The organism is Euzebya rosea (assembly GCF_003073135.1).
GTDB classification, from domain to species: Bacteria; Actinomycetota; Nitriliruptoria; order Euzebyales; family Euzebyaceae; genus Euzebya; species Euzebya rosea.
On record NZ_PGDQ01000004.1, the window covers coordinates 192,838 to 217,197 of the forward strand.

General features: G+C 70.6%; 22 protein-coding genes. 15 read left to right on the forward strand and 7 right to left on the reverse strand.

Annotation, left to right across the window (positions count from 1 at the left end; translation table 11 throughout):
• Positions 1-313: 313 nt before the first annotated feature.
• A complete protein-coding gene (locus tag CUC05_RS06025) occupies positions 314-871 on the forward strand; it encodes an RNA polymerase sigma factor (protein WP_205712150.1) in 558 nt (185 codons plus the stop codon).
• A complete protein-coding gene (locus CUC05_RS06030; protein ID WP_108665181.1) occupies positions 868-1,338 on the forward strand; it encodes a hypothetical protein in 471 nt (156 codons plus the stop codon). The genes CUC05_RS06025 and CUC05_RS06030 overlap by 4 nt, the downstream gene beginning before the upstream one ends.
• A gap of 30 nt (positions 1,339-1,368) precedes the next feature.
• Here CUC05_RS06030 and nadA read toward each other — a convergent pair whose 3' ends face one another.
• Positions 1,369-2,556 carry a quinolinate synthase NadA gene (gene nadA / locus CUC05_RS06035; RefSeq protein WP_108665182.1) on the reverse strand — a complete coding sequence of 396 codons (1,188 nt, stop codon included), beginning with the start codon at positions 2,554-2,556 and terminating at the stop codon, positions 1,369-1,371.
• A gap of 143 nt (positions 2,557-2,699) precedes the next feature.
• On the opposite strand from nadA, the gene CUC05_RS06040 reads away from it, so the two are divergent.
• Positions 2,700-3,785: a glycerate kinase gene (locus tag CUC05_RS06040; protein ID WP_108665183.1), complete on the forward strand. Its 1,086-nt coding sequence runs from the start codon at positions 2,700-2,702 to the stop codon at positions 3,783-3,785.
• A gap of 49 nt (positions 3,786-3,834) precedes the next feature.
• Here the strand turns inward: CUC05_RS06040 and CUC05_RS06045 are convergent, their stop codons facing one another.
• Entirely contained in the window at positions 3,835-5,157 is a 1,323-nt protein-coding gene (locus tag CUC05_RS06045; RefSeq protein WP_108665184.1) for a GGDEF domain-containing protein, read from the reverse strand.
• A 125-nt stretch (positions 5,158-5,282) separates the two neighbouring features.
• On the opposite strand from CUC05_RS06045, the gene CUC05_RS06050 reads away from it, so the two are divergent.
• Together CUC05_RS06050 and CUC05_RS06055 are read left to right on the forward strand one after the other, a co-directional pair.
• Positions 5,283-5,759, forward strand: a complete 477-nt coding sequence (locus CUC05_RS06050; RefSeq protein ID WP_108665185.1) for a YbaK/EbsC family protein — start codon at positions 5,283-5,285, stop codon at positions 5,757-5,759.
• A gap of 52 nt (positions 5,760-5,811) precedes the next feature.
• Positions 5,812-6,183, forward strand: a complete 372-nt coding sequence (locus tag CUC05_RS06055) for a HesB/IscA family protein (RefSeq protein WP_108665186.1) — start codon at positions 5,812-5,814, stop codon at positions 6,181-6,183.
• 324 nt (positions 6,184-6,507) lie between these two features.
• Here CUC05_RS06055 and CUC05_RS06060 read toward each other — a convergent pair whose 3' ends face one another.
• Together CUC05_RS06060 and CUC05_RS06065 are read right to left on the reverse strand one after the other, a co-directional pair.
• A complete protein-coding gene (locus tag CUC05_RS06060; protein WP_157965275.1) occupies positions 6,508-6,738 on the reverse strand; it encodes a sulfurtransferase TusA family protein in 231 nt (76 codons plus the stop codon).
• Between the two features lie 10 nt (positions 6,739-6,748).
• Complete coding sequence (locus CUC05_RS06065; protein ID WP_108665188.1) at positions 6,749-7,963, reverse strand: cysteine desulfurase family protein; 1,215 nt, start codon at positions 7,961-7,963, stop codon at positions 6,749-6,751.
• 107 nt (positions 7,964-8,070) lie between these two features.
• On the opposite strand from CUC05_RS06065, the gene CUC05_RS06070 reads away from it, so the two are divergent.
• Together CUC05_RS06070 and CUC05_RS06075 are read left to right on the forward strand one after the other, a co-directional pair.
• Positions 8,071-10,047 (forward strand): 2-oxoacid:acceptor oxidoreductase subunit alpha, encoded by a 1,977-nt coding sequence (locus tag CUC05_RS06070; RefSeq protein ID WP_108665189.1) that lies wholly within the window; start codon positions 8,071-8,073, stop codon positions 10,045-10,047.
• Between the two features lie 91 nt (positions 10,048-10,138).
• Positions 10,139-11,158, forward strand: a complete 1,020-nt coding sequence (locus CUC05_RS06075) for a 2-oxoacid:ferredoxin oxidoreductase subunit beta (RefSeq protein ID WP_108665190.1) — start codon at positions 10,139-10,141, stop codon at positions 11,156-11,158.
• Between the two features lie 90 nt (positions 11,159-11,248).
• Here CUC05_RS06075 and CUC05_RS06080 read toward each other — a convergent pair whose 3' ends face one another.
• The gene (locus CUC05_RS06080; RefSeq protein ID WP_170127930.1) at positions 11,249-12,796 is read right to left on the reverse strand and encodes a methyl-accepting chemotaxis protein; all 1,548 of its coding nucleotides are present in this window, start codon (positions 12,794-12,796) and stop codon (positions 11,249-11,251) included.
• Positions 12,797-12,914: 118 nt separating this feature from the next.
• Here CUC05_RS06080 and CUC05_RS06085 point away from each other — a divergent pair, with 118 nt between their 5' ends.
• The 3 genes from CUC05_RS06085 (at position 12,915) to CUC05_RS06095 (ending at position 15,734) form a co-directional block, all read left to right on the forward strand.
• Positions 12,915-13,475 (forward strand): response regulator, encoded by a 561-nt coding sequence (locus CUC05_RS06085; RefSeq protein ID WP_108665192.1) that lies wholly within the window; start codon positions 12,915-12,917, stop codon positions 13,473-13,475.
• Between the two features lie 5 nt (positions 13,476-13,480).
• Positions 13,481-14,512 carry an anthranilate phosphoribosyltransferase gene (gene trpD, locus CUC05_RS06090; protein ID WP_108665193.1) on the forward strand — a complete coding sequence of 344 codons (1,032 nt, stop codon included), beginning with the start codon at positions 13,481-13,483 and terminating at the stop codon, positions 14,510-14,512.
• A gap of 334 nt (positions 14,513-14,846) precedes the next feature.
• The gene (locus CUC05_RS06095; protein ID WP_108665194.1) at positions 14,847-15,734 is read left to right on the forward strand and encodes a DUF559 domain-containing protein; all 888 of its coding nucleotides are present in this window, start codon (positions 14,847-14,849) and stop codon (positions 15,732-15,734) included.
• 235 nt (positions 15,735-15,969) lie between these two features.
• Here CUC05_RS06095 and CUC05_RS06100 read toward each other — a convergent pair whose 3' ends face one another.
• Positions 15,970-16,263 (reverse strand): Lrp/AsnC family transcriptional regulator, encoded by a 294-nt coding sequence (locus CUC05_RS06100; RefSeq protein WP_108665195.1) that lies wholly within the window; start codon positions 16,261-16,263, stop codon positions 15,970-15,972.
• A 138-nt stretch (positions 16,264-16,401) separates the two neighbouring features.
• Here CUC05_RS06100 and CUC05_RS06105 point away from each other — a divergent pair, with 138 nt between their 5' ends.
• The 5 genes from CUC05_RS06105 (at position 16,402) to CUC05_RS06125 (ending at position 22,450) form a co-directional block, all read left to right on the forward strand.
• A complete protein-coding gene (locus CUC05_RS06105; protein WP_108665196.1) occupies positions 16,402-18,195 on the forward strand; it encodes a peptide ABC transporter substrate-binding protein in 1,794 nt (597 codons plus the stop codon).
• A 142-nt stretch (positions 18,196-18,337) separates the two neighbouring features.
• Positions 18,338-19,294: an ABC transporter permease gene (locus tag CUC05_RS06110; RefSeq protein ID WP_108665197.1), complete on the forward strand. Its 957-nt coding sequence runs from the start codon at positions 18,338-18,340 to the stop codon at positions 19,292-19,294.
• Positions 19,287-20,312, forward strand: coding sequence for an ABC transporter permease (locus tag CUC05_RS06115; RefSeq protein WP_108665198.1), 1,026 nt, complete (start codon positions 19,287-19,289; stop codon positions 20,310-20,312). The genes CUC05_RS06110 and CUC05_RS06115 overlap by 8 nt, the downstream gene beginning before the upstream one ends.
• Before the next feature lie 43 nt (positions 20,313-20,355).
• On the forward strand, positions 20,356-21,411 hold the full coding sequence (locus tag CUC05_RS06120; protein ID WP_108665199.1) for an ABC transporter ATP-binding protein: 1,056 nt from the start codon (positions 20,356-20,358) through the stop codon (positions 21,409-21,411).
• Positions 21,398-22,450: an ABC transporter ATP-binding protein gene (locus CUC05_RS06125; protein WP_108665200.1), complete on the forward strand. Its 1,053-nt coding sequence runs from the start codon at positions 21,398-21,400 to the stop codon at positions 22,448-22,450. The genes CUC05_RS06120 and CUC05_RS06125 overlap by 14 nt, the downstream gene beginning before the upstream one ends.
• A 37-nt stretch (positions 22,451-22,487) precedes the next feature.
• Here CUC05_RS06125 and CUC05_RS06130 read toward each other — a convergent pair whose 3' ends face one another.
• Positions 22,488-24,272: a DEDD exonuclease domain-containing protein gene (locus CUC05_RS06130; RefSeq protein WP_108665201.1), complete on the reverse strand. Its 1,785-nt coding sequence runs from the start codon at positions 24,270-24,272 to the stop codon at positions 22,488-22,490.
• Between the last annotated feature and the right edge of the window lie 88 nt (positions 24,273-24,360).

Genomic DNA, 24,360 nt, shown 5'->3' on the forward strand with positions numbered 1-24,360 from the left:
ACCCTTCGGGCTCCCCGCGGTCGCCCGGTCCGCGGTCCCCGAGGTTTTTCTTCGTCGTCGGCGTATCAGCGGCGCCGTCCACCCCTCTCCACTGTCGGACGCCACGACGGGCAGACCCCGGTGGCGTCGTCGGTCCCGCTGGAGCTGAGGGGGTCCAGCGGGGCCGCCCCCGAACCGACACCGCCGCACGCCGAACGGAGCCCCGATGCCCACCCTGGAGGCCGCACGGCCCGCGCTGCGGGTCACGGTCCCCGTCACGCGCGAGGCGTCGCCCTGCGCGGAGCGGGGGCGCCGGTGCCCTACATTGCGCGGGGTGGATCCTGCCCGTTCCGACGACCCGGTCGTGCTGCTCGAACGTGCCCGCGCCGGTGACCAGCCCGCGTGGGACCGCTTGGTGGACACCTACGCCGGGCTCGTGTGGTCGGTCCTGCGCTCCTACCGGCTGGGGGCGGCGTCCAACGACGACGTCTTCCAGACCGTGTGGCTGCGCCTGGTCGAGCACGTCGACCGCATCGCCCAGCCCGAACGGCTGGCCGGGTGGCTGGCGACGACCACGCGCAACGAGGCGCTGCGCGTCCTCCGGATGCAGCAGCGGACTCGTCCGAGCGACATCGTCGGGCAGGACGCCGACCGCACCGAGCTGCAGCCGCTGGAGGTGCTCGTGGAGTCCGACACCCACCGCGAGGTGCTGGCAGCGTTCGCCCAGCTGTCGGAGGACTGCCAGCGACTGCTCCGGCTGCTGACCACCGATCCGCCGCTGGAGTACGCCGAGGTTGCGGAGATGGTGGGCCGTCCGATCGGCTCGCTCGGGCCCACACGGGCGCGATGCCTGGCCAAGCTGCGGACGTTCCTGGGAGGTGACGAGGCATGAAGGACCTGACCGACGAGCAGCTGCTCGCCGTGCTCGGCGACGCCCTGCGCATGGCCGAACCCGTCCCCGAGGCGGTGCGGGACATGGCCCGCGGCGCCCTGACCTGGCGAACCGTCGACGCCGAGCTCGCGGCGATCACCAGCGACTCCGCCGTCGAGGGGCTCGTCGGGGTCCGCGGGACCGCCGTCGCGAGGACCGTCCTGTTCACCGCCGGGGAGGTGGAGGTCGAGCTGACCGTGGCGTCCACCACGACCGACGCGGGGGGACGCAGCCGGCTCGCGCTGGCGGGTCAGGTCGTCCCCGAGGCCCCCGCCGTCCGGGTGCGCATCCAGCACCGCGAGGGAGAGACCCTCGTGACCTCCGACGACTTCGGTGCCTTCGAGGCCACCGATGTTCCCCGAGGGCCCGCCCGCTTGCTGCTGGACCTGCCCGACGGCCCCGTCGTCACCGAGGCCGTGACGCTCTAGGCGGGTTCGCGCCGGCCCGGGACGGCCCTCCTAGTCCCGGTCGCTCCTGCCCGGCAGCGACAGCATGCGGTCCAGCGCAACCTTCGCCCAGTGGCGCGTGTCGGGGTCGACGCGGATCTCGTTGACCACACGACCCATGACCAGCTCCTCCAGCGTCCAGACGAGGTGGGGCAGGTCGATGCGGTTCATGGTCGCGCAGAAGCACACGTTGTCGTTGAGGAACATGATGTCCTGCTCGGGGTGCTCCTGGGCCAGGCGGCCGACAAGGTTCAGCTCCGTGCCGATCGCCCAGGCCGTCCCGGGCTCGGCGTTGCGGACCGCCTCGATGATGTAGCTGGTCGATCCGACCTCGTCGGCCTGCGTGACGACCTCGTAGCGGCACTCGGGGTGGACCAGCAGCTTGACGTCGGGGTTCTTCGCCCGGGCCAGCGCCACGTGCGCCGGCGTGAACGTGCCGTGGACCGAGCAGTGGCCCTTCCACAGCACCACCTTCGCGTCGCGCAGCTGCTCGGCGGTCAGGCCGCCCAGCGGCTGGTGCGGGTTGTAGACGACGCAGTCGTCCAGCGAGAGGCCCATGTCCAGCACCGCGGTGTTGCGGCCGAGGTGCTCGTCGGGGAGGAACAGGATCTGCTCGCCCTGCTCGAAGGCCCATTCCATCGCCCGCTCGGCGTTGGACGACGTGCACACCACCCCGCCGTTGCGGCCGGTGAAGCTCTTGATGGCCGCGGTCGAGTTCATGTAGGTCATCGGCACGGTGTGACCCGGGCCGACGCCAGCCGCCCGGAGGTCCTCCCATGCCCGTTCGACCTGCGCGATGTCAGCCATGTCGGCCATCGAGCAGCCGGCGGCCAGGTCCGGCAGGATCACCCGCGTCGACTCGTCGGTCAGGATGTCGGCGGTCTCGGCCATGAAGTGCACACCGCAGAAGACGATGGTGTCCGCCCCGTTGGCCGCCGCCTCCTGGGCCAGCTTGAAGGAGTCGCCCCGCGCATCGGCGAACTCGATGACCTCGTCGCGCTGGTAGTGGTGGCCGAGCACGAACACCGAGTCACCGAGGGCGTCCTTGGCGGCGCGAGCGCGTGCGACGAGCGAGGGGTCGGACGCGTCGGGTACCTCGCCCGGGCACACGGTCCCGCGTTCGGACGTCGGGTCGGCGCCCCGCCCGAGGATCAGCAGCTGGGTGCGGTCGGCGGCGGAGGCCAGGGAGCTCGTCGGCATGGCGGTCGGTCCTGTCCGTCCCTCGTGCGGTGCTGGTCGGGCCCCGAGGAGGTACTTAGTGTCAAACGTACACTTACTGTGCGGAGGCCGAGGATACCAGCGGGGGAGGGGGCGGACAGCGCCACCCGCTACGCTGCGCGGCCATGCGTGTCCTCATCGCCCCGGACTCCTTCTCCGGCACGCTCACCGCCCTGCGGGCCGCCGAGGCCATCGCCGAGGGATGGCGTCGTGCCCGTCCCGACGACGAGGTCGTGCTGGTGCCGATGTCCGACGGCGGCGAGGGGCTCGTCGACGTCGTCGGCCACGCCCAGCCGGCCGCCACCTGGCACGCGGTCGAGGTCGCCGACGCCCGCGGGCTGGCCACGGACGCGGGGTGGCTGGAGCTGCCCGACGGGACGGCCGTGGTCGAGACGGCCCGGGCCTGCGGGCTCCACACGCTGCCCGCCGACGCTCGGGACCCGCTGCGGGCGACCACGTACGGGGTCGGCCAGCTGCTGGCGGATGTCGCAGGGCGGGGATGCCGTCGGGTGATCATCGGGCTCGGCGGGTCGGCGACGGTGGACTGCGGCGCGGGGATGGTCTCGGCCCTGACCGGACACGCGCTGCGCCGGGCCGACGGCAACGGCGTGAAGGTCGGCGGACGCTGGGTCAGGGAAGCCACGACGCTGCGCCCGCATGCCCCCCTCGACCTGGGTGACGTGGTGATCGCCAGCGACGTGACCAACCCGCTGCTGGGCCCCGAGGGCGCCGCCGCGGTGTTCGGACCGCAGAAGGGCGCCGACCCCGACGGTGTCGTCGAGCTGGAGCAGTCGCTCGCGGCCTGCGCCGACGTGCTGGAACGCGACCTGCCGGGTGGCCCCTGGAGGGACCGGCCCGGGGCCGGGGCGGCCGGCGGGCTGGGGTTCGCGCTGATGGCGCTGACGGGGGCGACCCCGCGGTCGGGCGCCGAGGTCGTCGCCGAGCTGGTCGGCCTGGACGTGCAGCGCGCCGACGTGGTGGTGACCGGCGAGGGCAGCATCGACGCCCAGACCTCCAGCGGGAAGGCCCCGGCCGTCGTCGCAGCGGCAGCCAGGGCGGCGGGCGCGATGACGGTCGGCATCGGCGGCCGGGTGCACCCGGCGGGGACGTCGGGGTTCGACCGGATCGGTGAGCTGGGGGAGGACGGGTTGACCCGGCCCGCGCATCGCCTGGCCGAGGTGGCTGCCGAGGTCGCCGCCTCGCTCGACTAGCTGGCTGGTCCTTCGCGTCCGGGAACCGGGAGGCCGGCGTTCGGGCGGGTCAGGACTCCAGCATGCGGCCGGCGGCGACCCGCCAGGCGTCGCGGACCGAGTCGAGCTCCGGGGTGGCGGCGAAGCCGACCCCGACGGGGCTGCCGTCGGCTCGGCGGATCGGCCCGAGGCGTTCGCGGACCGCCGCGGCGATCTGCTCGGCCGTGGACAGGCTCGCGCCACGGAGCAGCAGGCCGAACTCGGCCACGCCGACGCGGGCCACGAGGTCGGTGTCGGTGGCCTGTCGCTGCAGGACGGCGCCGACGATCTGCAGCAGCCGGTCGGGTGCCTCGACGTTGCCGAGCCCGACCGCCACGACGGCGCCGGAGTCGGTTGCATCCAGCGCGTCGGCCCACGCGCGGTGGTCCGGCAGGCCCGTGACCGGGTCGCGACGGAGCAGCCAGCGCACCCGCTCGACGTGGCGGTCAAGGGTCGAGGAGGTGTCGGCGGCGGCAAGGGCGACCGAGGCGGTCTCGGCCAGCAGCGTGCCGACGTCGAGGTCCAGGCTGGTGAACCCACGCGGCCGGCCCGACGCGTGGGCGGCCAGCAGGAAACCCTCGGAGGTCAGCGGCATGATCATGGCGCTGCGCAGCCCGTCCTCGGGTGACAGGGGCGGCGGCAGCGGGGCGTCGCGGACGTCCTGGATGACCAGCACCTCCTGCGGGAGCGCGCTGACGACGAGGTCTGCTGCCGCGCGCAGGCCGCCGGGGTCGTTGGGTGCCCAGCCGGGCCGGGCCACGGCCAGGTCCGCGCCGGGTTCGGGCAGCAGCAGCACGAAGTCGGCTTCGAGCACGTCGGCGGCCTGCTGCACCAGGTGGTGGGCGGTGCGGCTGCGGTCACCGACGGGCTGCAGCAGCTCGCGAAGACGGGTGTAGACGTCCAGCTCGTGGCTGAGGTCACGGGTCGGTTCGGTGCCGGCCAGCGCCGCGGCGGCCTCCTCGGCGGCGGCCGTCAGCGTCGCCTCGTCGACGGCGGACAACCAGTCGTGGCCGCCGCCGATCACGACGACCAGGCCCTCGACGGGCACCAGCGCGGCGCTCGAGGCGTAGTACGGGCCGACGATGCGGACGGGTTCGTCCTGCTGGATCCGCAGCGTCTGGCCCTCGGTGGCCGCGACGAAGCGTGGTTCGTCGCGCTCCTCGACCGCGACCGTGCCGGCCCACGTCTCGCCGAGGCCGACGCCGCCGATGAGCAGGTGGGACCGCCCGTGGGTGTGGGCGAACACGAGCACGTCGTTTGCGCCCAACCGGGCCGCGGCGACCGCCGCCGCGGACGTGTCGGTGGCCCGCTGGCCGTCGGAAGGTCTGGTGTCGGACGAGATGAAGGTCTCCATCGCTACCTCGTCGGCGCTGCAACGCCGTCCATTAGCGGCCGTAGTCTATTCGTGATCGGCGCGTGCCGATTGAGGCAGCGCCGAGCGAGCGGCCTGTCGGGAACCATCGACGAAGGGGCAGGGGAGTGCAGGAGACGAAGCCAGCGACCGCACGGGTCATCGCCGCCGCCGCGGCAGAGGGGCTCGACATCGCGGTCACGACGTTCCCGGAGGGCACCCGAACCGCGGCTGATGCGGCCGCGGCGATCGGGTGCGACGTGGCCGCCATCGTCAAGAGCATCGTCATGCACGACGACGTCGGCCCGCTGCTCGTCCTCGTGTCCGGCCGGCACCGCGTGGACGCCGGGAAGGTCGAGGCCGAGCTCGGCGGCGGCGTCGTCCGTCGGGCGACGGCCGACGAGGCCCGCGCCGCCACGGGCTACGCGATCGGTGGGACCGCGCCCTTCGGCCACCCGGCCCCCCTTCGCATGCTCCTCGACCGTGACCTGCTGCAGTTCGAGGAGGTGTGGGCGGCCGCGGGGACACCCGACACGGTGTTCCCGCTCACCCCCCAGCAGCTGATGGCCGCCACCGGGGTCGAACCCGCCGACGTGGCCGAATGAGGCGCGGCTGCCTGTGCATCGGGCGACACGAGGCATACACTCGGGGACACCTATGAGCGACGTCACCACTGCCCCTGCCGCATCCGAGACCGTCGACGGTCCGGTGTCCCTGACCGACTCGGCGGCCGAGAAGGTCCGTGAGCTGATGGCTCGCGAGGAAGACACCGACGCCATCTCCCTTCGCATCGCGGTCCAGCCCGGTGGCTGCGCCGGCATGCGCTACGCCCTCTACTTCGACGACCGCCAGCTCGACAACGACGTGCTGGTCGACGTCAAGGGTGTCCCGATCCGCGTGGACAAGATGTCCAGCCCGTACCTGCGTGGCACGACCATCGACTGGGTCGACAGCCTCCAGGGTGCTGGGTTCTCCATCGACAACCCCAACGCCCAGTCCTCCTGCGCCTGCGGCGACTCCTTCCAGTAGGGGTTCGCGCGACGCGAGACCGACGGCGGCCTTCGGGCCGCCGTTTCGCGTTGCCGGCTGGTCCTCGATTCGCTCGTCGGGTTCCGGTCCGGTAGCCGAGGTCGGTGGGTGCTCGGGGTGTGGAGGCGGCCTCCCGTGGGGTCGTGCATCGCACACGGGGTCGGGGTCCGTGTGCCCCGGGCGCCCTGGGGTGGGGGCCAACGCACACGTCGCGCGGGGGTGTGTGCGATGGGCCGCCTTGGGGGTGGTGCAACGCACCCACGGTGGGGCGAAGGCCGCCGTGGTTGGTGCAGCGGGGCGTGGTCGGCCGGGTGGAACAGGCGGTCAGCGCACACGCATGACCAGGTAGGCGCGGTGGTCGCCCTCGTCGGTGACCTCCCGCAGCTCCTGACCACGCATCCGACACCACGCTGGGATGTCGACGTCGGCGCCGAGGTCATCCGACAGCACCCGCACCCCCTCGCCGACCTCGACGGCGGTCATCGCCTTCGCCAGGTCGATCACGGGGAGGGGACAGGGGCGACCGCGCGAGTCGACGATGGTGACGGCTGACACGACGGCCACGCTAGCGGGACCCGGCTGGCCAGCCGAGCCCACCGGGTTCGATGCCCAGTCTGGCCCGCTGCTCGCTGACGACGCGGGCGAGGTCCTCCACGAACGCGTCGGCGTGGTCGGTGCCGAAGCGGTGGTCGAAGGAGACCCGGACGTGGCCGTGCGTCAGGGCGCCCATGGCCACGAGGACGTGGGACGGCTCGCCGCTGGTCGTGGCGCACGACGACCCGCTGTGCACGGCCCATCCCGCGGCGTCGAGCGCGGTGACCAGCGCCTGCCCCTCCACGTACAGCGCGGAGCAGGCCACGAGGTGGGAGAGGGTGTCGTCGTCGGGACCGTGGACCTCCAGGTCGGGCACGGAATCGGCCAGGCGTCGACGGAGGTGTCGTCGCACGGCGTCGGCGCGGCTGACCTCGCCGCCGGCCTCGCCCGCGGGGTTGCGCGGACGGAGGGTGGCCAGCACCTCCGCCATCGCGGCGATCCCCGGCAGGTTCTGCAGGCCCGCACGCCGGCGACGTTCGCGTTCGTCGCCGGTCAGGATCCCCTGCACGCGCGCCCGAGGGGAGGTGAGCAGGGCGCCCACGCCGCGTCCCCCACCGAACTTGGCAGCGCTGACCGACAGGTAGTCGACGTCGAGGCGCTCCAGCGAGACGGGCAGGCGACCGGCGGTCTGCGCTGCGTCGACATGCAGCAGCGCGTCGGCCTCGCGGCACAGGCGCACCACGTCGGCGAGGGGCTGCACCGTGCCGACCTCGTGGTTGGCGTGCTGCACGTTGACCAAAACCGCGCCGTCGCCGAGCACCTCCTCCAGCTCGTCCAGCCGGATGCGTCCGTCGGCATCGACGCCGACCCGGATGTGCTCGTGGCTTCCCGTCGCGGCCACCGCGTCGGCGGCGGACAGGACCGCGGAGTGCTCGACCGCACACGACACGATGCGCCGGGGCCGTGTGGCGTCGGCGGCGGCGGTGCCACGGATCGCCAGGTGGATCGCCTCGGTCGCGCCGCTCGTGAACGTCACCGCGTCGGGCCGCCCGCCGAGCTCCTCGGCCACCGCCCCGCGGGCGCGCTCGAGCAGGTCGCTGGCGTCACGGCCGGCTCGGTGCAGCCTGGTCGGATCGGCGGGGAACCCCTCCGCCACCTGCGTCAGGGCGACCAGTGCACGGGGATGCCAGGGCGCTGCGGAGGCGATGTCGAGGTGTGGGCGCGGACCTGCCGGTGGAGGGGACATGACCGGAAGGCTCGCACGACCAGCGCGGACCGGCCGCACCTGTCGAATCGTCCTCCTTCGGCCGCACCTTCGCCAGAGCCCCACCGGTGACAGGGATGCGGACTAGGATGCCCGCCACAGAGGGCGGTCGAGGAGCCGAAACGACCACCCGCGTCCCCCCGAAGGGACGTCGCCACGACGCTGGAGGCATCACGCCGGTGACAGACACGAAGGACGTCGAGCACGCGACCGAGAAGCCAGTCGAACGACTTGGCACGGTCACGATCCGCTTCGCGGGGGACTCCGGTGATGGCATGCAGCTCACCGGGACGCGGTTCACATCCGCAACAGCGGACGCCCACAACGACCTGGCCACGCTGCCGGACTTCCCGGCGGAGATCCGGGCCCCAGCAGGATCGTTGCCCGGCGTGTCCGGCTTCCAGCTGCACTTCGCCGACCACGACATCCTGACCCCCGGCGACGCGCCGGACGTCCTCGTCGCGATGAACCCCGCGGCGCTGAAGACCAACCTCAAGGACCTCGTGTCGGGCGGCACGCTGATCGTCAACACCGACGCGTTCACGCGCGGCAACCTCAAGAAGGCCGGCTACGACGAGAACCCGCTCGACGGCACCTCCCTCGAGGGCTACCGGGTGTTCCAGGTCCCCATCACCACCATGACGGTGGGGGCGCTGGAGGACTTCGACATCTCCAAGAAGGACAAGCAGCGCTCGAAGAACATGTTCGCGCTCGGGCTGATGTCGTTCATGTTCTCGCGTCCGACCCAGGGCACCGAGGAGTGGCTGCGGAGCAAGTTCGCCAAGGCCCCCGACGTGGCCGAGGCCAACATCAAGGCGTTCCGGTCGGGTTGGGCGTTCGGCGAGACGACCGAGGTGTTCAGCCACCGCTACGAGGTCGCGCCGGCCAAGCTGCCCGCCGGCACGTACCGGCAGATCACCGGCAACACCGCGTTGTCCTACGGCCTGATCGCCGCTGGCACCCAGTCGGGCCTGCCGTTCTTCCTCGGTGGCTACCCGATCACGCCGGCGTCGGATGTGCTCCACGAGCTGTCCCGCCACAAGCACTTCAACGTCAAGACGGTGCAGGCCGAGGACGAGATCGCCGGCATCGGTGCCTCCCTCGGGGCCGCCTTCGCCGGGTCGCTGGCGGCCACGGTCACCTCGGGACCGGGCATCGCGCTGAAGGCCGAGACGATCGGCCTGGCGCTGTCGGTCGAGCTGCCCCTCATCGTCATCAACGTCCAGCGCGGTGGACCGTCCACCGGGCTGCCGACCAAGACCGAGCAGTCCGACCTGCTGCAGGCCATGTACGGCCGCAACGGTGACTCCTCGGTGCCGATCGTGGCGGCGGCAACTCCCGGCGACTGCTTCTACGCCGCGATCGAGGCGGCGCGGCTGGCGCTGAAGTACCGGACCCCCGTCTTCCTGCTCTCCGACGGCTACCTCGCCAACGGCGCCGAACCGTGGCGCATCCCCGACGTGGCGTCCCTGCCCGACCTGCGGCCGTTCGTCGACTTCGCCAGCGGGCCCAACGCGGGGGAGGAGTTCTGGCCGTTCAAGCGGGACGAGGGCACGCTCGCCCGGCCCTGGGCCATCCCCGGCACCCCCGGACTGGAGCACCGCATCGGCGGCCTCGAGAAGGCCGACGGCCTGGGCAACATCTCCTACGACCCCGACAACCACCATCGGATGACGGTGCTGCGGCAGCAGAAGATCGCCGGCATCGCCGCGGACATCCCGCAGCTGGAGGTCGACGGCGACGTCGACGCCGAGGTCCTCGTGGCCGGCTGGGGCTCGACGTACGGCCCCATCCGTCAGGCGGTCCGCAAGGTCCGGCGAGACGGGCGACGGGTCGCCCGGGTGCACTTCCGGCACCTCAACCCCTTCCCGGCAAACACCGCGGAGGTGCTCGGCCGCTACAAGCGGATCGTGGTGCCCGAGATGAACACCGGACAGCTGTCCATGCTGCTCCGGGCGCAGTACCTGGTGGACGCCCGCGGCTACAACCGCGTGCGCGGCCTGCCGTTCACCACCCAGGAGCTGCAAGCCGAGCTGGAAGCCCACATCGACGAGGTGACCGAGTGACCACGAGCACAATGAACGAGCTGCCGCAGTACTCCAGGAAGGCTCTGTCCCCCGCTCCGCTCGGGCCGTTCTCTGCCACGGAGGCCACACGATGACCACTGCCGAACTGCCCCAGTACTCCAAGAAGGACTTCACCTCCGACCAGGAGGTGCGCTGGTGTCCGGGCTGCGGGGACTACTCGATCCTCGCCAACGTCCAGGCGACGATGCCCGACCTCGGCGCGCGCAAGGAGGACGTCGTGTTCATCTCGGGGATCGGCTGCTCCAGCCGCTTCCCGTACTACATGGACACCTACGGCTTCCACTCCATCCACGGGCGTGCGCCGGCGATCGCGACCGGGGTGGCGACCGCCAACCCCAACCTGAAGGTCTTCGTCGTGACCGGTGACGGCGACGGCCTGTCGATCGGCGGCAACCACCTGATCCATGCGCTGCGCCGAAACGCCAACCTGACGATCATCATGTTCAACAACCAGATCTACGGGTTGACGAAGGGCCAGTACTCCCCGACGTCGGAGATCGGCAAGATCACCAAGTCGACGCCCTTCGGGTCACTCGATCACCCGTTCAACCCGGTGTCGGTCGCGATCGGGGCCGAGGCGACGTTCGTGGCGCGCTCCATCGACACCGAACGCGAGCACCTGCGGGAGATGATCGAGGCCGCCGCGGCCCACGAGGGAGCGGCGTTCATCGAGGTCTACCAGAACTGCAACATCTTCAACGACGGCGCGTTCGAGGTGCTCAAGGAGCATCCGGAGGAGAACCAGATCAGGCTGGTCCACGGCGAGCCGATCCGGTTCGGCAAGGACATGGAGCGCGGCATCACGATGTCGGCGAAGGCGCGCCCGGAGATCGTGGACGTCGCGGCGGTGGGGGAGGACAACATCATCGTCCACGACGCCCACCGCGAGGACTCCTCCTTCGCGTTCATGCTGTCACGGGTGGCGCACGGACCGACGACGCCGACGCCGATCGGGATCTTCCGACAGGTGCAGCGGCCGGTCTACGACGCCCAGGTGCAGGCCCAGGTCGACGCCGACGTCGCGCGGCGCGGCGAGGGCGACCTGGCGTCGCTGCTGGCCGGCAACGAGACCTGGACCGTCACCGAGTAGGCAGGCGTTCCTCGCAGGGTCGGCCCGGATCGCAGGTCCGGGTCGGCCTCCGCGTTGTCGGTCGACCTGCTCGTCGGCACGCCTCGTCGGTCAGGACGACAGCAGTCGGCGGATGTCCTCGTCGGTCACGACGCCGGGGACTGACGACGCCGTGTCCTCGTGTGCGTCCACCGCGCCGTCGTGGTCCTCGTCGGGCCCGTGCAGGCCGTCACCGCCGGCGGCCGAGGCATCGGGTCGGGGTTGACGGTCTCCACCCAGGGCGTTGGCGACTCCCTCCAGCCGGGCCGCCGCCGCGCCTGCCTCGGCTGCGCGGGCCGAGGTGCGGACGCTGGTCGCGGCGAGCTCCTCGATGCTGGTGGAGATGGCGGTGGTCGCCCGTGACGCGTTGCCCATCGACTGGCTGATCGCCTCGGTGGCGGCGGTCTGCTCCTCCACCGTTGCGGCGATGGCGGTGGACAGCCCGGCCAGGTGGCTGATCACGTCCTGGATGCGGGTGATGCTCGTGGCCGCGGCGTCGCTGTCGGCCTGGATCGCGGTGATGCTTGCCCCGATCTCCCTCGTGGCGGCTGCGGTCTTCTGCGACAGGTCCTTGACCTCGTTGGCGACCACGACGAACCCGCGGCCCGCCTCACCGGCCCGGGCAGCCTCGATGGTGGCGTTGAGGGCCAGCATGTTGGTCTGCCCGGCGATGGCGGTGATGGTGTCGAGCACGGTGCCGATGCGAGTGCTGGAGTTGTCGAGGCGGGCGACCGATTCGGTGGTCTCCTCGGCCGTGGCCACCGCGGACTCGGCGGCGGCGAGGGCATCCTGGGCACGACGGGCGACGTCGTGGATGGATCCGTTCAGCTGCTCGATGGCGACGGCGACGGACCGCACGCTGGCGTCCACGTCGTGGGAAGCGGCGTTGGCAGCCGCAGCGCGGTCGGTGACCTGGGCAGCCTCGGTCCCCATCAGGTGGCTCAGGTCGACCAGCTCGGTGGAGGACGCGCCGAGCGCCGCGACGCTGCCGTCGACCTGGCGGGCAACGTTCTTGCTGAGCAGCCAGCCGCCGATCACGGCGAGCACGCCGGCGACGAGGGTGCCCAGGGTGATGGCCCGGGCCCTCGCAGCGGCAGCGTCGAACTGGGCATCCGCCTCGGCGACGGCAGCGGTGGTGGCCTCGGTGACGGCGGCCAGCGCCTCCTCGAACTCCAGGCGCTGCGCCAGCGGGTTGATGAACGCCATCATCTGGGCGCTGAACGGGTCACGGGTGTAGAGGTCGAACTCCTCCTCGAGGCTGTCGGTCCACGCGACGAACGCCTCGTTGACGGGCGTCAGCAGCCCGACGGCGTCGGGGTTGACCCCGGCAGCGGCATCGAGGTGGTCACGGACGGCCGGGAGATGCTCCACCCGGACCTCCTCGACGAACCGCGAGTTGCCGGCCAGCAGGTAGCCCCGCTCGGCGGTCGCGGCACGGCTGGCGTCCAGCGCCGCACCCTCGACATGGGTCAGGATCGCGAACTGCTCGTCGACGAACTCGCGATGCAGGGTGCTCAGCGACCGGACCTGCACGAGGGACAGGGTGGAGGCGACGACCATGACGATGGCGAGCAGGCCCACGCCGATCAGGACCTTGTGGCGAACGCTGAACCCTGGCATGCGACCTCTTTCGTGACCGTGGTGATGACGGCTGCGTCCCCGGACTGATCGGCGAGGGTGCCGGGGATGTGAGCTGCGGTTCGGCGGCAGCGGAAGGGCGTGGCATGATCGCGTGGCGATGAAGATCCTCATGGTGGCCGACCACGCGTCGGTGGCAGCCCAGGTCCGTACGGCCGTGGAGGGCTGGGATGCCTCAACGGTGTTCCAGGTCTCGACGCCCCAGCGGGCGATCGCCCTGCTCGACGAGGGCGAGTCCTACGACGTCGTCGTCGCTGACAACGACACCCACCCCACCGGTGGGCTGGCGCTGACCCGGGAGGTGAAGGCCCGCGGGCAGATGGGACAGGACATGCCGCCCGTCGTGCTGCTGATCGCCCGTGCCCAGGACAAGTGGCTGGCCAACTGGGCGCAGGCCGACGCCTACGTGCAGAAGCCCGCCGACCCCTTCGACCTGCGCGAGACCCTGCAGGCCGTCGTCGCCGGTGACCCGATCCCCGCCCTCCCCGGCGTGGGTGGTGAGCCCAAGCCGTCGTTGCTGGACCCAGCTCCCGAGCGCGAGCTCGCGGTCCAGACCGGTGTGGCCGGCCGCTCCGACGAGGGTCCGGCAGACGAGCTGCCCGAGGGTGCCACCGGTGACGCCGCCGTTGCGGCGGGCCCCGGCGCCGCCACCGGTCTGTAGCCCCCGTGCGCGACGAGGTCCGGTTCCCCGACGTCCTCTCGGCCCTGCTGGCCGGCAACGACCTCGACGACGCCACCACGTCGTCGGTCATGGAACAGATCATGGACGGCAACGCCACGCCGGCCCAGGTCGCCGGCCTGCTGATGGCGTTGCGCATGAAGGGCGAGACCGGTGAGGAGATCGCTGGCCTCGTGCGGTCCATGCGGGCCTACGCGCTGCCCGTGAGGGTCGACGGCCCGCTGGTCGACACGTGCGGAACCGGTGGGGACCGGGCCGGGACGTTCAACGTGTCCACGGTCTCGGCCATCGTCGTGGCCGGCGCAGGGGCGCGGGTCGCCAAGCACGGCAACCGCGCGGCCAGCGGCAAGTGCGGCTCCGCTGACCTGCTCGAGGCGTGGGGTGTCGTCATCGACCTGCCGCCGGAGGGTGTGGAGGCGTGCATCGAGGAGGTCGGGATCGGCTTCTGCTTCGCCCCGAAGTTCCACCCGGCGATGCGCCACGTGGCCCCGGCGCGACGTGAGCTGGGCGTGCCGACGGTGTTCAACTTCCTCGGGCCGTTGAGCAACCCGGCGGGTGCCTCGCACCAGTCGATCGGCGTGTCGGACAAGGCGATGGCGCCCAGGATGGCCGACGTGCTGGCCCGCTTGGGATCCAGCCACGCGCTGGTCTTCCACGGCCACGACGGACTGGACGAGCTCACGACGACGGGCCCCTCGACGATCTGGGAGATCCGCGAGGGTGAGGTCGAGCAGTACCAGTTCGACCCGGCCGACCACGGGATACCCCGCGCCACGCTGGAGGACCTGCGCGGCGGCGAGGTCGACGTCAACCTGAGGATCGCCAACGAGATCCTCGACGGCGTGGAGGGTGCGCCGCGCGACATCGTCGTCGTCGGTGCGGCAGCGGCCCTGCGCGCAGCCGACCGCGCCGACACCTGGGACGCCGCCATCGCCGCGGCCAAGGAGTCAATCGACTCCGGCGCCGCCAAGCGCATCCGCGACAGCTGGGTCAAGCTCTCGCAGTCCCTCGCCACCTGACCCCCACCGGGGCCGCCGCGCGGCGGTCGCTGGTTGCTGCGTCCCGCGGGCCGCGGTTGGCGCGATCGGGGCCTTCGTCGTCCCCGGACGATGATCGGCACGATCGGGTGGGCCGGTCTGCGCCTTGGTTGGCGCGATCGGGGCCTTCGTCGTCCCCGGACGATGATCGGCACGATTGGGTGGGCCGGTCTGCGCCTTGGTTGGCGCGATCGGGGCCTGCGTCGTCCCTGCACGATGATCGGCACGATCGTGATGTGTTCGCCGCCGAACCCGAGGGAGGCGGCTGTGGACAAGTCGCTGGACTGACTGCCGGGGTCAGCTCGACCCTTGGGGCATGCACCACCTCCACGGAGTCGCGACGCTCGCCCAGCTGGCCGCGGCTGGCATCACCAAGGACCGCCTGATCCGGATGCCGGAGTACGAGCGCTTGGCCAAGGGCCACTACGCGCTCCCCGGTGCCCGACGTGACTTCTGGTTCCATGCGGCGCTCGCCCAGTCAGTCGCCGGTGAGGACTCCCGGCTGACCTCTGACTGCGCCCTTCACGCGTATCGGGTGCTCAAGGATCCGCCGGCCCGGCTCCGGGTTGTGGTCCCGGAGGGAAAGGGCAGCCGCAAGCGGAGGGGGTTCGACGTCCGCCGTTCCAGCCACCTCCCCGAGGGAGTCGTGGTACGGCACGGCGTCCGGTTGGTACCCGTCGCATACGCCATCACCGACTACGCCCGAGACGCCTCGGACCGTGGGGTGGCCTTCGCGATCAGCCAAGCGCTCGCACTCCGCCTGACGACCCTCAACGAGATCGGCGCCTTGGTGCAGGAACGAGGCCAGTTCCCCGGCTCCGCCCGCATGCGCCGCGTCCTGGCCGACTTCGCTGATGCTGAGTCCCACTCTCGCCGGGAACGGTCGTTGCGTCGCGAGCTCCTGCGCCTGGGCGTCCCGATCGTCGACGGAAGCCATGACATCCGGGACGAACACGGCAGGACGGTCGCCCAAGCAGACGTGGCGATCCCCCTCGTCCGGCTCAACGCCGAGATCGACGGACCGCACCACTTCGACCCCGCTCAGCAGGACCGGGATCGTCGACGCGACCGCACCCTGAAGGCCCTCGACTGGGACGTCGTCCGCTACCTCTACTACGAGATCGACGAGGACGTCGAACGGGTCGCCCGGGAGATTGCCGACCTCTACCACCGGCGTCTTCGGGCCCTCGAGAAGGCCGCCTGACATCCATGGGGGAGGACGATCGCGCCTGTCGTCGGCCATGGACGATGGAGGCCCCGATCGCGCCGGCCGGGGCGCGGACCGGCCCACCCGATCGTGCCGATCATCGTGCAGGGACGACGCAGGCCCCGATCGCGCCGACCGGGGCCCGGACTACCCCTGACGCGACGCCGCTGCCCACGTCGCCGGGAGGGCTCCCGTTCAGCGGGGCCCCGGGGGTCCACTGCCGGGGGAGGGGCTACAGGCCCTCTGCGTCCTCGAAGCCGATGCCCCAGAGGCGGTCGAGGTCTTCCGAGGCGTAGGCGCGGAAGGCGATCATCGTGTGGGTGGCGGTGACGCCCTCGACCTTGGCGATCTCGCCCGTCACGACGTCGGCGATCTCCTCGTGGGACCGCACCCGCACCATGACCACCAGCTCCCAGTCGCCGGTGACGGAGTAGACCTCGCTGACCCGCTCGATGTTGGCGAGGGCGGTCGCCGTCTCCGGGATCAGGTGGACGTCGACATGCAGCAACACGATGGCGGTGATCACGACCTGTACGATACCGGCCCGTAGGTACCGCCTGCAGTCCGGCCCACGGTGAATCGCCTGCGCGCTTGACTCCTGGGGGTAGTCTGCTCTCTTGTGCTACTACGGTCGTAGGACCGATCCTTCTGAAAGGAACACTAGATGACCACGTCCAACCTGCGAAGGCTGCTTGCCGCCCTCGCCCTGAGCGCGCTGGTACTTGCCGGCTGCTCCAGCTCCGACGAGGGTGACACCGCCGAGGACACCACCGAGGACACGGGCGCCGAGGCGACCGACGAGGAGGCCACCGACGAGGAGGCCACCGACGAGGAAGAGCCCTCCGACGAGGAGGCCACCGACGAGGAAGAGCCCTCCGACGAGGGTGACGAGGCTGCCTCCGGCGACCGCGTCTCCACCTACATCGGCCAGCCCGAGAGCCTGACCACCACCAACAACACCGAGTCCGAGGGCAACGCCGTCCTCTCGGCGCTCTACACGATGCTCATCGACTACGACTCGGAGAACAACTACGAGCCGGTCATGGCGAACGCCGAGTCGATCGAGACCGAGGACAACCAGACCTACGTCGTCACCCTCAAGGACGGCTGGACCTTCCACGACGGCACCCCCGTCACCGCTGAGTCCTACGTCAACGCCTGGAACTACGCGGCCTACGGCCCCAACGCCCAGTCCGTCTCCGGTTTCTTCCTGCCGATCGCCGGCTACGAGGACCTGCAGTGCGGCACGACCACCGACGCCGACGGCGAAGAGGTCTCCGACTGTGACGCGTCGCCGCCCGCCGCCGAGGCCATGTCCGGCCTGACCGTGGACTCCGACACGCAGTTCACCATCACGCTGACCGAGGCCGAGCCGTTCTTCGTCACCCGTCTGGGTTACCCGGCCTACGCGCCGCTGCCCGAGGCCTTCTACGACGACCCCGCCGCCTTCGACCGCGCCCCCATCGGCAACGGTCCCTTCATGATGGCCGGTGAGTGGGAGGACGACGTCGTCATCAACACCGACGCGTTCCCGGACTACCAGGGCGAGCCCGCCCAGATCCCCGGCATCGAGTTCCGCATCTACGCCGACGTCAACACCGCCGTGACCGACCTGGTCGCCGGCAACCTCGACATCGTCGACGCCGTGCCGCCGGAACAGTGGGAGAGCACCATCAGCCAGGTCCCGAACAGCGACCTGTCCCCGTCCTCCTCCATCAACTACATCGGCTTCCCGAACTACGCCCCGCCGTTCGACGACGCGACGCTCCGCGCCGCGCTGTCCATGGCGATCGACCGTGAGGCCATCACCGAGGGCATCTTCGGCGGTCTGCGTCAGCCGGCCAACAACATCCTCGCGCCGGTGATCCCGGGCTACGAGGACGTCGTCTGCGACGAGTGGACCTTCAACCCGGAGCTTGCTGCCGAGAAGTTCGAGGAGTTCGGTGGCGTCGACGCCCTGGGCGACTCGATCGAGATCTGGTTCAACGAGGGTGGCGGCCACGACCTGTGGATGGACGCCGTCATCACCCAGTGGGAGCAGAACCTGGGCATCCCCGCGTCCAGCGTGAACTTCCAGCAGCTGCCGTTCGCGGAGTACCTGGAGCTCGCTGACACCCAGCAGTTCACCGGTCCGTTCCGCCTCGGCTGGGGCATGGACTACCCGCACCCGCAGAACTACCTGCAGATCCTGCTGGAGCTCACCGCTCCCGAGGGCGGCAACAACGCCACCTTCTGGACCAACGACGAGTACTCCAGCCTGATCGCCGAGGCGCTGGCCGTCCCGGACGTCGAGGAGTCCCTCCCGACGTGGCAGGAGGCCAACGCGGTCGCCTGTTCCGAGGCCCCTGTTGCCCCGATGTTCTACGGGCAGAACAGCTACGCCTGGAACGACGGTGTCAGCGGCGTGTCCGTCGACGCCTTCTCCAACCTGGACTACACGGCCCTGACCCTGGGCTAGTCCTGCAGTGCTGAGCACGGCCCCGGTGTGCGCGTACGCGCGTGCACCGGGGCCGTCTCTCGTAGGGTGGTGCGAATCACCTGCCGACGTACCTCGCCGTGGGTACGTTTTGTCGGTCCGAATCAATGTGGAAGGTTGATACGTGGGTCGTTACATGATCCGGCGGATCCTTCAGTTCATACCCGTGCTGCTCGGCGCGACGTTCCTGATCTTCGCCTCCGTCTTCTCCCTCGCGGGTGACCCGATCCGCGCACTCTCCGGTGACAGACCGGTGCCACAGAGCGTCGTGGACCAGCTCCGCGACGAGTTCAACCTCAACGACCCGCTGCTGGTCCAGTACGGCAAGTACATGGGCGTCATCGCCCAGGACGACAGCGGTGAGCGCGAGGGACTCCTGACGGGCGACTTCGGGACCACGTTCCGCGGCCGGCCGGTCTCGGAGATCATGAAGGACAAGCTCCCCGTCTCGATCAGGCTGGGTCTGAGCGCCTTCGTGATCGAAGCGATCATCGGCGTCATCGCCGGTGTGCTCGCCGCGCTCCGCAAGGACGGCTTCATCGACACCCTGGTGAAGGTGTCGACGGTGGCCGTGATCTCGATCCCCATCTTCGTCCTCGCGTTGTACGCCCAGTACGGGTTCGCCGTGAACCTCGGCCTCCTGCCCGTCGCGGGTATCCAGGCAGGCTGGCAGAGCTACGTCATGCCGGCGTTCGTGCTCGCCTCGGTCTCGTTGGCCTACGTCTCGCGCCTGACCCGGACGAGCGTGATCGAGAACCTGCGAGCCGACTACGTGCGGACCGCCAAGTCCAAGGGCATGAACAACCGCCGGGTCGTGGGCATCCACACCCTGCGCAACTCGATGATCCCGGTGCTGACCTACCTGGGCATCGACCTCGGTGCGCTGCTGAGCGGCGCCATCATCACCGAGACCGTCTTCAACCTGCCTGGCATCGGCCGCGAGGTGTTCAACGCGGTCAAGAGCCAGGACGGCGCCGTCGTCGTGGGGATCGTCACCTTCCTGATCCTCGTCTACATGGCCGCCAACCTCCTCGTCGACTTCCTCTACGCCGTCCTCGACCCCCGGATCCGTTATGAGTAGCAGCGCCCCCTCCGAGACCTACGAGCGCGTCCCGCTGGAGGTCGGCAAGTCCAGGGCCGGGACGGACACCGAGGGGGTCGGACGCGAGGCCTCCCTGTGGAAGGACGCCGGACGCCAGCTCGTCCGCAACCCCGCCTTCGTCATCGCGTCGATCCTCATCCTGATCTACGTCTTCATGGCGTTGTTCCCGCAGGTCATCGCCCCCAACGGGGTGACCCGTGAGCTGTGCAACACCCGCCTCGGCGCGCAGCCACCGTCCTCGGAGTTCATCTTCGGCCTCGACGACAAGGGTTGCCCGTACTTCGAGCGGGTCATCTACGGGGTGCGACCGTCGATGCTGATCGGCCCCTCGGTCACCGTGTTCGCGTTCTCGATCGCGCTGATCTTCGGCACCCTCGCCGGCTACTACGGCGGCATCATCGACACGATCATCGCCCGCCTGACCGACATCATCCTGGCCCTGCCGCTGATCCTCGGTGCGCTGGTCCTGATCACCGCCTTCCGCAACGCCTCGCCCGACGACCCCGAGGTGTCGCCGGTCATCCGGTTCCTGGCCGGGATCTTCCAGACCGTCGACGGGTTCGTGAACGTCAACGGCATCGGCATCGTCGTGTTCGTCCTCGTGATCCTCGGCTGGCCGTCGATGCTCCGGCTCGCACGCTCGTCGGTCATCGCCAACAAGAACAGCGACTACGTCGAGGCCGCACGGGCGCTCGGCGCCTCCGACCTGCGGATCATGACCCGCCACATCGTCCCGAACTCCCTCGCCCCGATCCTGGTGTACGCCACGATCACCATCGGCGCGGTCATCGTGGGTGAGGCGGCCCTGTCCTTCCTGGGTGTCGGCCTGCAGACGCCGGCCATCTCGTGGGGACTGCAGCTGTCCACCGCCCAGAACCGCATCCAGCAGGACCCGCACCTGATGTTGTTCCCCGGCGCCTTCCTGGCCGTCCTGGTCTTCAGCTTCATCCTGCTCGGCGACGCCCTCCGCGACGCACTGGACCCGAAGCTGCGATGACCGCCCGGAACCACGCCCCGCACACCCCGACAGGAGTGTCCCGATGACCGAGAACACCGACAACGTTCCCGCGACCGGCGGCGCGACCGCTGTGGCGACCGCCAAGGAGGTCCTGCTCGAGGTCAGGGACCTCAACGTCGAGTTCCGCACCGACCGCGGCGTCGTCAACGCCGTCAACGGCGTGAACTACCAGGTCCGTGCCGGCGAGACCGTGGCGATCCTGGGTGAGTCCGGGTCGGGCAAGTCCGTCTCCGCCCAGGCGATCATGGGCATCATCGACAGTCCCCCGGGCTTCATCACCTCCGGCGAGATCCTCTACCGGGGAGAGGACCTGCTGACCATGGAGGAGGAGCACCGACGCGCCATCCGCGGGGCGAAGATCTCCATGGTCTTCCAGGACGCCCTCAGCTCGCTCAACCCGGTGTTCACCATCGGGTGGCAGCTCAGCGAGATGTTCCGCATCCACCAGGGCGCGAGCCGGGCGGAGGCCAAGGAACGCAGCATCGACCTGCTCGAGCGGGTCGGCATCCCGTCCCCGGAGAAGCGCGTCGACGCGTTCCCGCACGAGTTCTCCGGCGGCATGCGCCAGCGAGCCATGATCGCCATGGCGATCGCGCTGGACCCCGAGGTGCTCATCGCCGACGAGCCGACCACCGCCCTCGACGTCACGGTGCAGGCCCAGATCATGGAGCTGCTGGCCGGCCTGCAGGAGCAGTACGGCATGTCGATGGTCCTGATCACCCACGACCTCGGCGTCGTCGCGGAGGTTGCCGACCGCGTCAACGTCATGTACGCCGGCCGCATCGTCGAGCACGGCTCGGGCCTCGAGGTCTTCACCAACCCGGCCCACCCCTACACCGTGGGCCTCATGGAGTCGATCCCGCGCGCCGACCTGAAGGGCACCCAGCTGACGCCGATCGTGGGGTCCCCCCCAGACCTCGCGCACCTGCCGAGCGGCTGCTCGTTCCACCCCCGGTGCCGGTTCCGCCGCACCAACTGCTTCGACGTCGAGCCGCCCGTCGTCGAGGTCCCCGGTGACAACCGGTACGCCGCCTGCCACTACACCGATGAGGTCCTCGAAGCCGATGTCCGTGTCTGAAGCCACACAGTCCGCACCGGGACCGTCCTACGACAGCACGCCGCTGCTTCGTGTCGAGGGCCTGGTCAAGCACTTCCCGATCAAGCAGGGGATCGTGTTCAAGCGCACGATCGGCCACGTCCAGGCCGTCGACGGGGTGTCCTTCGACCTCTATCCCGGCGAGACCCTCGGCCTGGTCGGCGAGTCCGGCTCGGGCAAGTCGACCGTCGCCCGCACCCTCCTGCGCCTCCACGAGCCCACCGCCGGCAAGGCGATGTACGAGGGCGAGGACCTGTTCCAGATGTCCACCGGCGACATGCGAAAGCGTCGTCGTGACATCCAGATGATCTTCCAGGACCCCTATGCGTCGCTGAACCCGCGCATGACCGTCCGCGACATCGTGACCGAGGGCTGGAAGATCCACACCGGCCTGGTCGCCAAGAAGGACTGGGAGCAGCGCGCCGGCGACCTGCTGGAGCGGGTGGGGCTCAACCCCGACCACATCAACCGGTATCCCCATCAGTTCTCCGGCGGCCAGCGGCAGCGCATCGGTGTGGCCCGGGCCCTGGCGCTCGAGCCCAAGATCATCGTGGCCGACGAGCCCGTCTCGGCGCTCGACGTGTCGGTGCAGGCCCAGGTCATCAACCTGCTCGAGGAGATCCAGGACGAGTTCAACCTGTCCTACATCTTCATCGCCCACGATCTGTCGGTGGTCCGCCACATCGCCGACCGCGTGGCGGTCATGTACCTCGGGCGGGTCGTGGAGATCGGCACCGAGGACGAGATCTACGAGCGTCCCACCCATCCCTACACCCAGGCGTTGCTGTCGGCCACGCCGATCGCCGACCCGGTGCTCGCCCGCGAGCGTCCCGAACGGATCCTGCTGCAGGGTGACCTGCCGTCACCGTCGGACCCGCCGTCCGGCTGTCGGTTCCGGACGCGCTGCTGGAAGGTCCGGGACGAGTGCGCCAACGAGGACCCGGCGCTGGTCGACCGGTTCGGCCACGGCCACCCATCGGCCTGCCTGTTCGCCGAGGAGCAGAAGGTCCTGCACAAGTAGGTCCTCCGCTCGAGGCCACTCGGGGGTGCCCCGTCCGTCAGCCGGTCGGGGTCCCCGCACCTGCCGGCGTTCGGGTCCGTCGCTTGTCGGCGAGCGCTGCTTCCGGCCGGCCCGCGCGACGGCGACGTGCAGCCAGTGCGACGGCCTCGGCCTCGAGCGTCGCCCCGCTGGCGACCGGCCAGCCGTACGGCGCATCGCTGTGCTCGAGGCGGGCGCCCGGGCCGTGCACCCACGAGCCGATGATCGCCACCTCCTCCGGTGGTGGGACCTCGCTGGGGGAGGGGCGACCGGCCAGGTCGGCCACTGCACGGTCGACGTCCTCGGGTGCGACGACGACGGTGCCGAGCAGCCAGCCGGCCCGTGCGACGAGGACTTCCCGACGCGACGGCATCCGGGCTGGCCGTGACACCGCGAGGGTGCCGGCGGCGCGCAGGGCCTGGTCCCGGCGTGTGCGGGTGACCCACGACACGATGGCGTCCATGCGGTCGCGGTAGTCCGCGGCCTCCTCGTACCGCGCCTGCTCCGCACGTGCGGACATGCGTTCCCGCAGGACCCGGATCGCCGGTTCGACGTCGCCGGACAGGACCTGCTCGGCGGCGCTGGCGGCCTCGGCATAGCCATCCACGTCGACCCGGCCGATGCAGGGGGCCGCACACCGGCCCATCTCGGCCAGCGCACAGGCCGCGAAGCGGGTGTCAGCGGCCATCTTCGTGGTGCAGCGACGGATGGGGATGGCGTCGTGGATGGCATCGACGACGAGGTCGGCGACCCGACGGGAGGGGAGGGGGCCGAGCACCACCGCACCGTCGGACCCGGGGGAGCGGACGATCGACAGGCGGGGGTAGGCCTCGCGTGTGACCTTGACCCAGACGGGTGTGCGGACCTTCTTGCCGCGCTTGTTGAACCGGGGACGGTGCTCGCGGATCTCCCGCGCCTCGCGGACCTCGGCCTCGACCGCTGTTGGCGTCACGGTGTGGTCGACGCGCTTGGCCTCCTTCACGAGCTCGGCGATGCGTCGTCGCCGGTCGGTGCCGAAGTACTGTCGGACCCGGGCGCGGAGGTCGGTGGCCTTGCCGACGTAGAGGATCTCCCCGGAGGCCGAGACGAAGCGGTAGATCCCAGGTGTGGTCGGCAGGTCGTCGGCCATCTTCCGGCGGGACGTGAACACCGGCATGTTGCGGACCTTGCTGAACTCCACGAGGTCGTCCATCGTCACCACGCCGTAGCTGCCGGCCCGCTCCAGCAGGCCGTGAAGGACGTCGACGGTTGCGCGGGCGTCGGCCAGGGCGCGGTGCACCGGCACGGTGGAGGAGCGGAAGTGCACCGCGAGGGAGGACAGCTTGTGGTTGCGGGTCTCGTCGCCGACCAGCCGGCGGGCCAGCTGTGCGGTGCAGACCACCGGGTGGTCCAGCCGTGGGTAGTCGAGGCGTTCCAGCGCGGCGTTGAGGAAGCCCACGTCGAACCGGGCGTTGTGGGCGACCAGCGTGCAGCCGCGGGCGAACTCCACGAACGACGGCAGCACGGCCGAGACGGGTGGCCGTCCGCTGACCGAGGCATCGGAGATGCCCGTCAGCGCCGTGATGGCCCGGGGGACCGAGACACCCGGGTCGACCAGGGTCGACAGCTCGCCGAGCAGCTCGCCCTGTCGCACCTTCACCGCGCCGATCTCGGTGATCCGATCGCGCTCCGGCGACCCGCCGGTTGTCTCCAGGTCGACGACGACGAACGTCGTGTCGACCAGCCGCTGGCCGAGGTCGCTGAGAGAGGGCTGGAACATCTGTTCGATGGTCGACGAACGAGTGTTCGATGTCAACACCGTCACGCCATTACGGATGTCGGAGCGGAACGCGGTCGTGCGTCGCCGGCAACGGGGGAGGAGTTCCGGCGCTCGGGAAGGAATCGGGGCCTGT

Excerpts from the sequence above, each read along its gene's own strand:
- CUC05_RS06095 (WP_108665194.1), top strand. The coding sequence starts at position 14,847 with ATGCACCACCTCCACGGAGTCGCGACGCTCGCCCAGCTGGCCGCGGCT.
- CUC05_RS06045 (WP_108665184.1), bottom strand. The coding sequence starts at position 5,157 with ATGGAGACCTTCATCTCGTCCGACACCAGACCTTCCGACGGCCAGCGG.
- nadA (WP_108665182.1), bottom strand. The coding sequence starts at position 2,556 with ATGCCGACGAGCTCCCTGGCCTCCGCCGCCGACCGCACCCAGCTGCTG.
- CUC05_RS06105 (WP_108665196.1), top strand. The coding sequence starts at position 16,402 with ATGACCACGTCCAACCTGCGAAGGCTGCTTGCCGCCCTCGCCCTGAGC.
- CUC05_RS06040 (WP_108665183.1), top strand. The coding sequence starts at position 2,700 with ATGCGTGTCCTCATCGCCCCGGACTCCTTCTCCGGCACGCTCACCGCC.
- CUC05_RS06070 (WP_108665189.1), top strand. The coding sequence starts at position 8,071 with ATGCCCGCCACAGAGGGCGGTCGAGGAGCCGAAACGACCACCCGCGTC.
- CUC05_RS06030 (WP_108665181.1), top strand. The coding sequence starts at position 868 with ATGAAGGACCTGACCGACGAGCAGCTGCTCGCCGTGCTCGGCGACGCC.
- CUC05_RS06055 (WP_108665186.1), top strand. The coding sequence starts at position 5,812 with ATGAGCGACGTCACCACTGCCCCTGCCGCATCCGAGACCGTCGACGGT.
- CUC05_RS06075 (WP_108665190.1), top strand. The coding sequence starts at position 10,139 with ATGACCACTGCCGAACTGCCCCAGTACTCCAAGAAGGACTTCACCTCC.
- CUC05_RS06120 (WP_108665199.1), top strand. The coding sequence starts at position 20,356 with ATGACCGAGAACACCGACAACGTTCCCGCGACCGGCGGCGCGACCGCT.
- CUC05_RS06115 (WP_108665198.1), top strand. The coding sequence starts at position 19,287 with ATGAGTAGCAGCGCCCCCTCCGAGACCTACGAGCGCGTCCCGCTGGAG.
- CUC05_RS06125 (WP_108665200.1), top strand. The coding sequence starts at position 21,398 with ATGTCCGTGTCTGAAGCCACACAGTCCGCACCGGGACCGTCCTACGAC.
- CUC05_RS06085 (WP_108665192.1), top strand. The coding sequence starts at position 12,915 with ATGAAGATCCTCATGGTGGCCGACCACGCGTCGGTGGCAGCCCAGGTC.
- CUC05_RS06080 (WP_170127930.1), bottom strand. The coding sequence starts at position 12,796 with ATGCCAGGGTTCAGCGTTCGCCACAAGGTCCTGATCGGCGTGGGCCTG.
- CUC05_RS06065 (WP_108665188.1), bottom strand. The coding sequence starts at position 7,963 with ATGTCCCCTCCACCGGCAGGTCCGCGCCCACACCTCGACATCGCCTCC.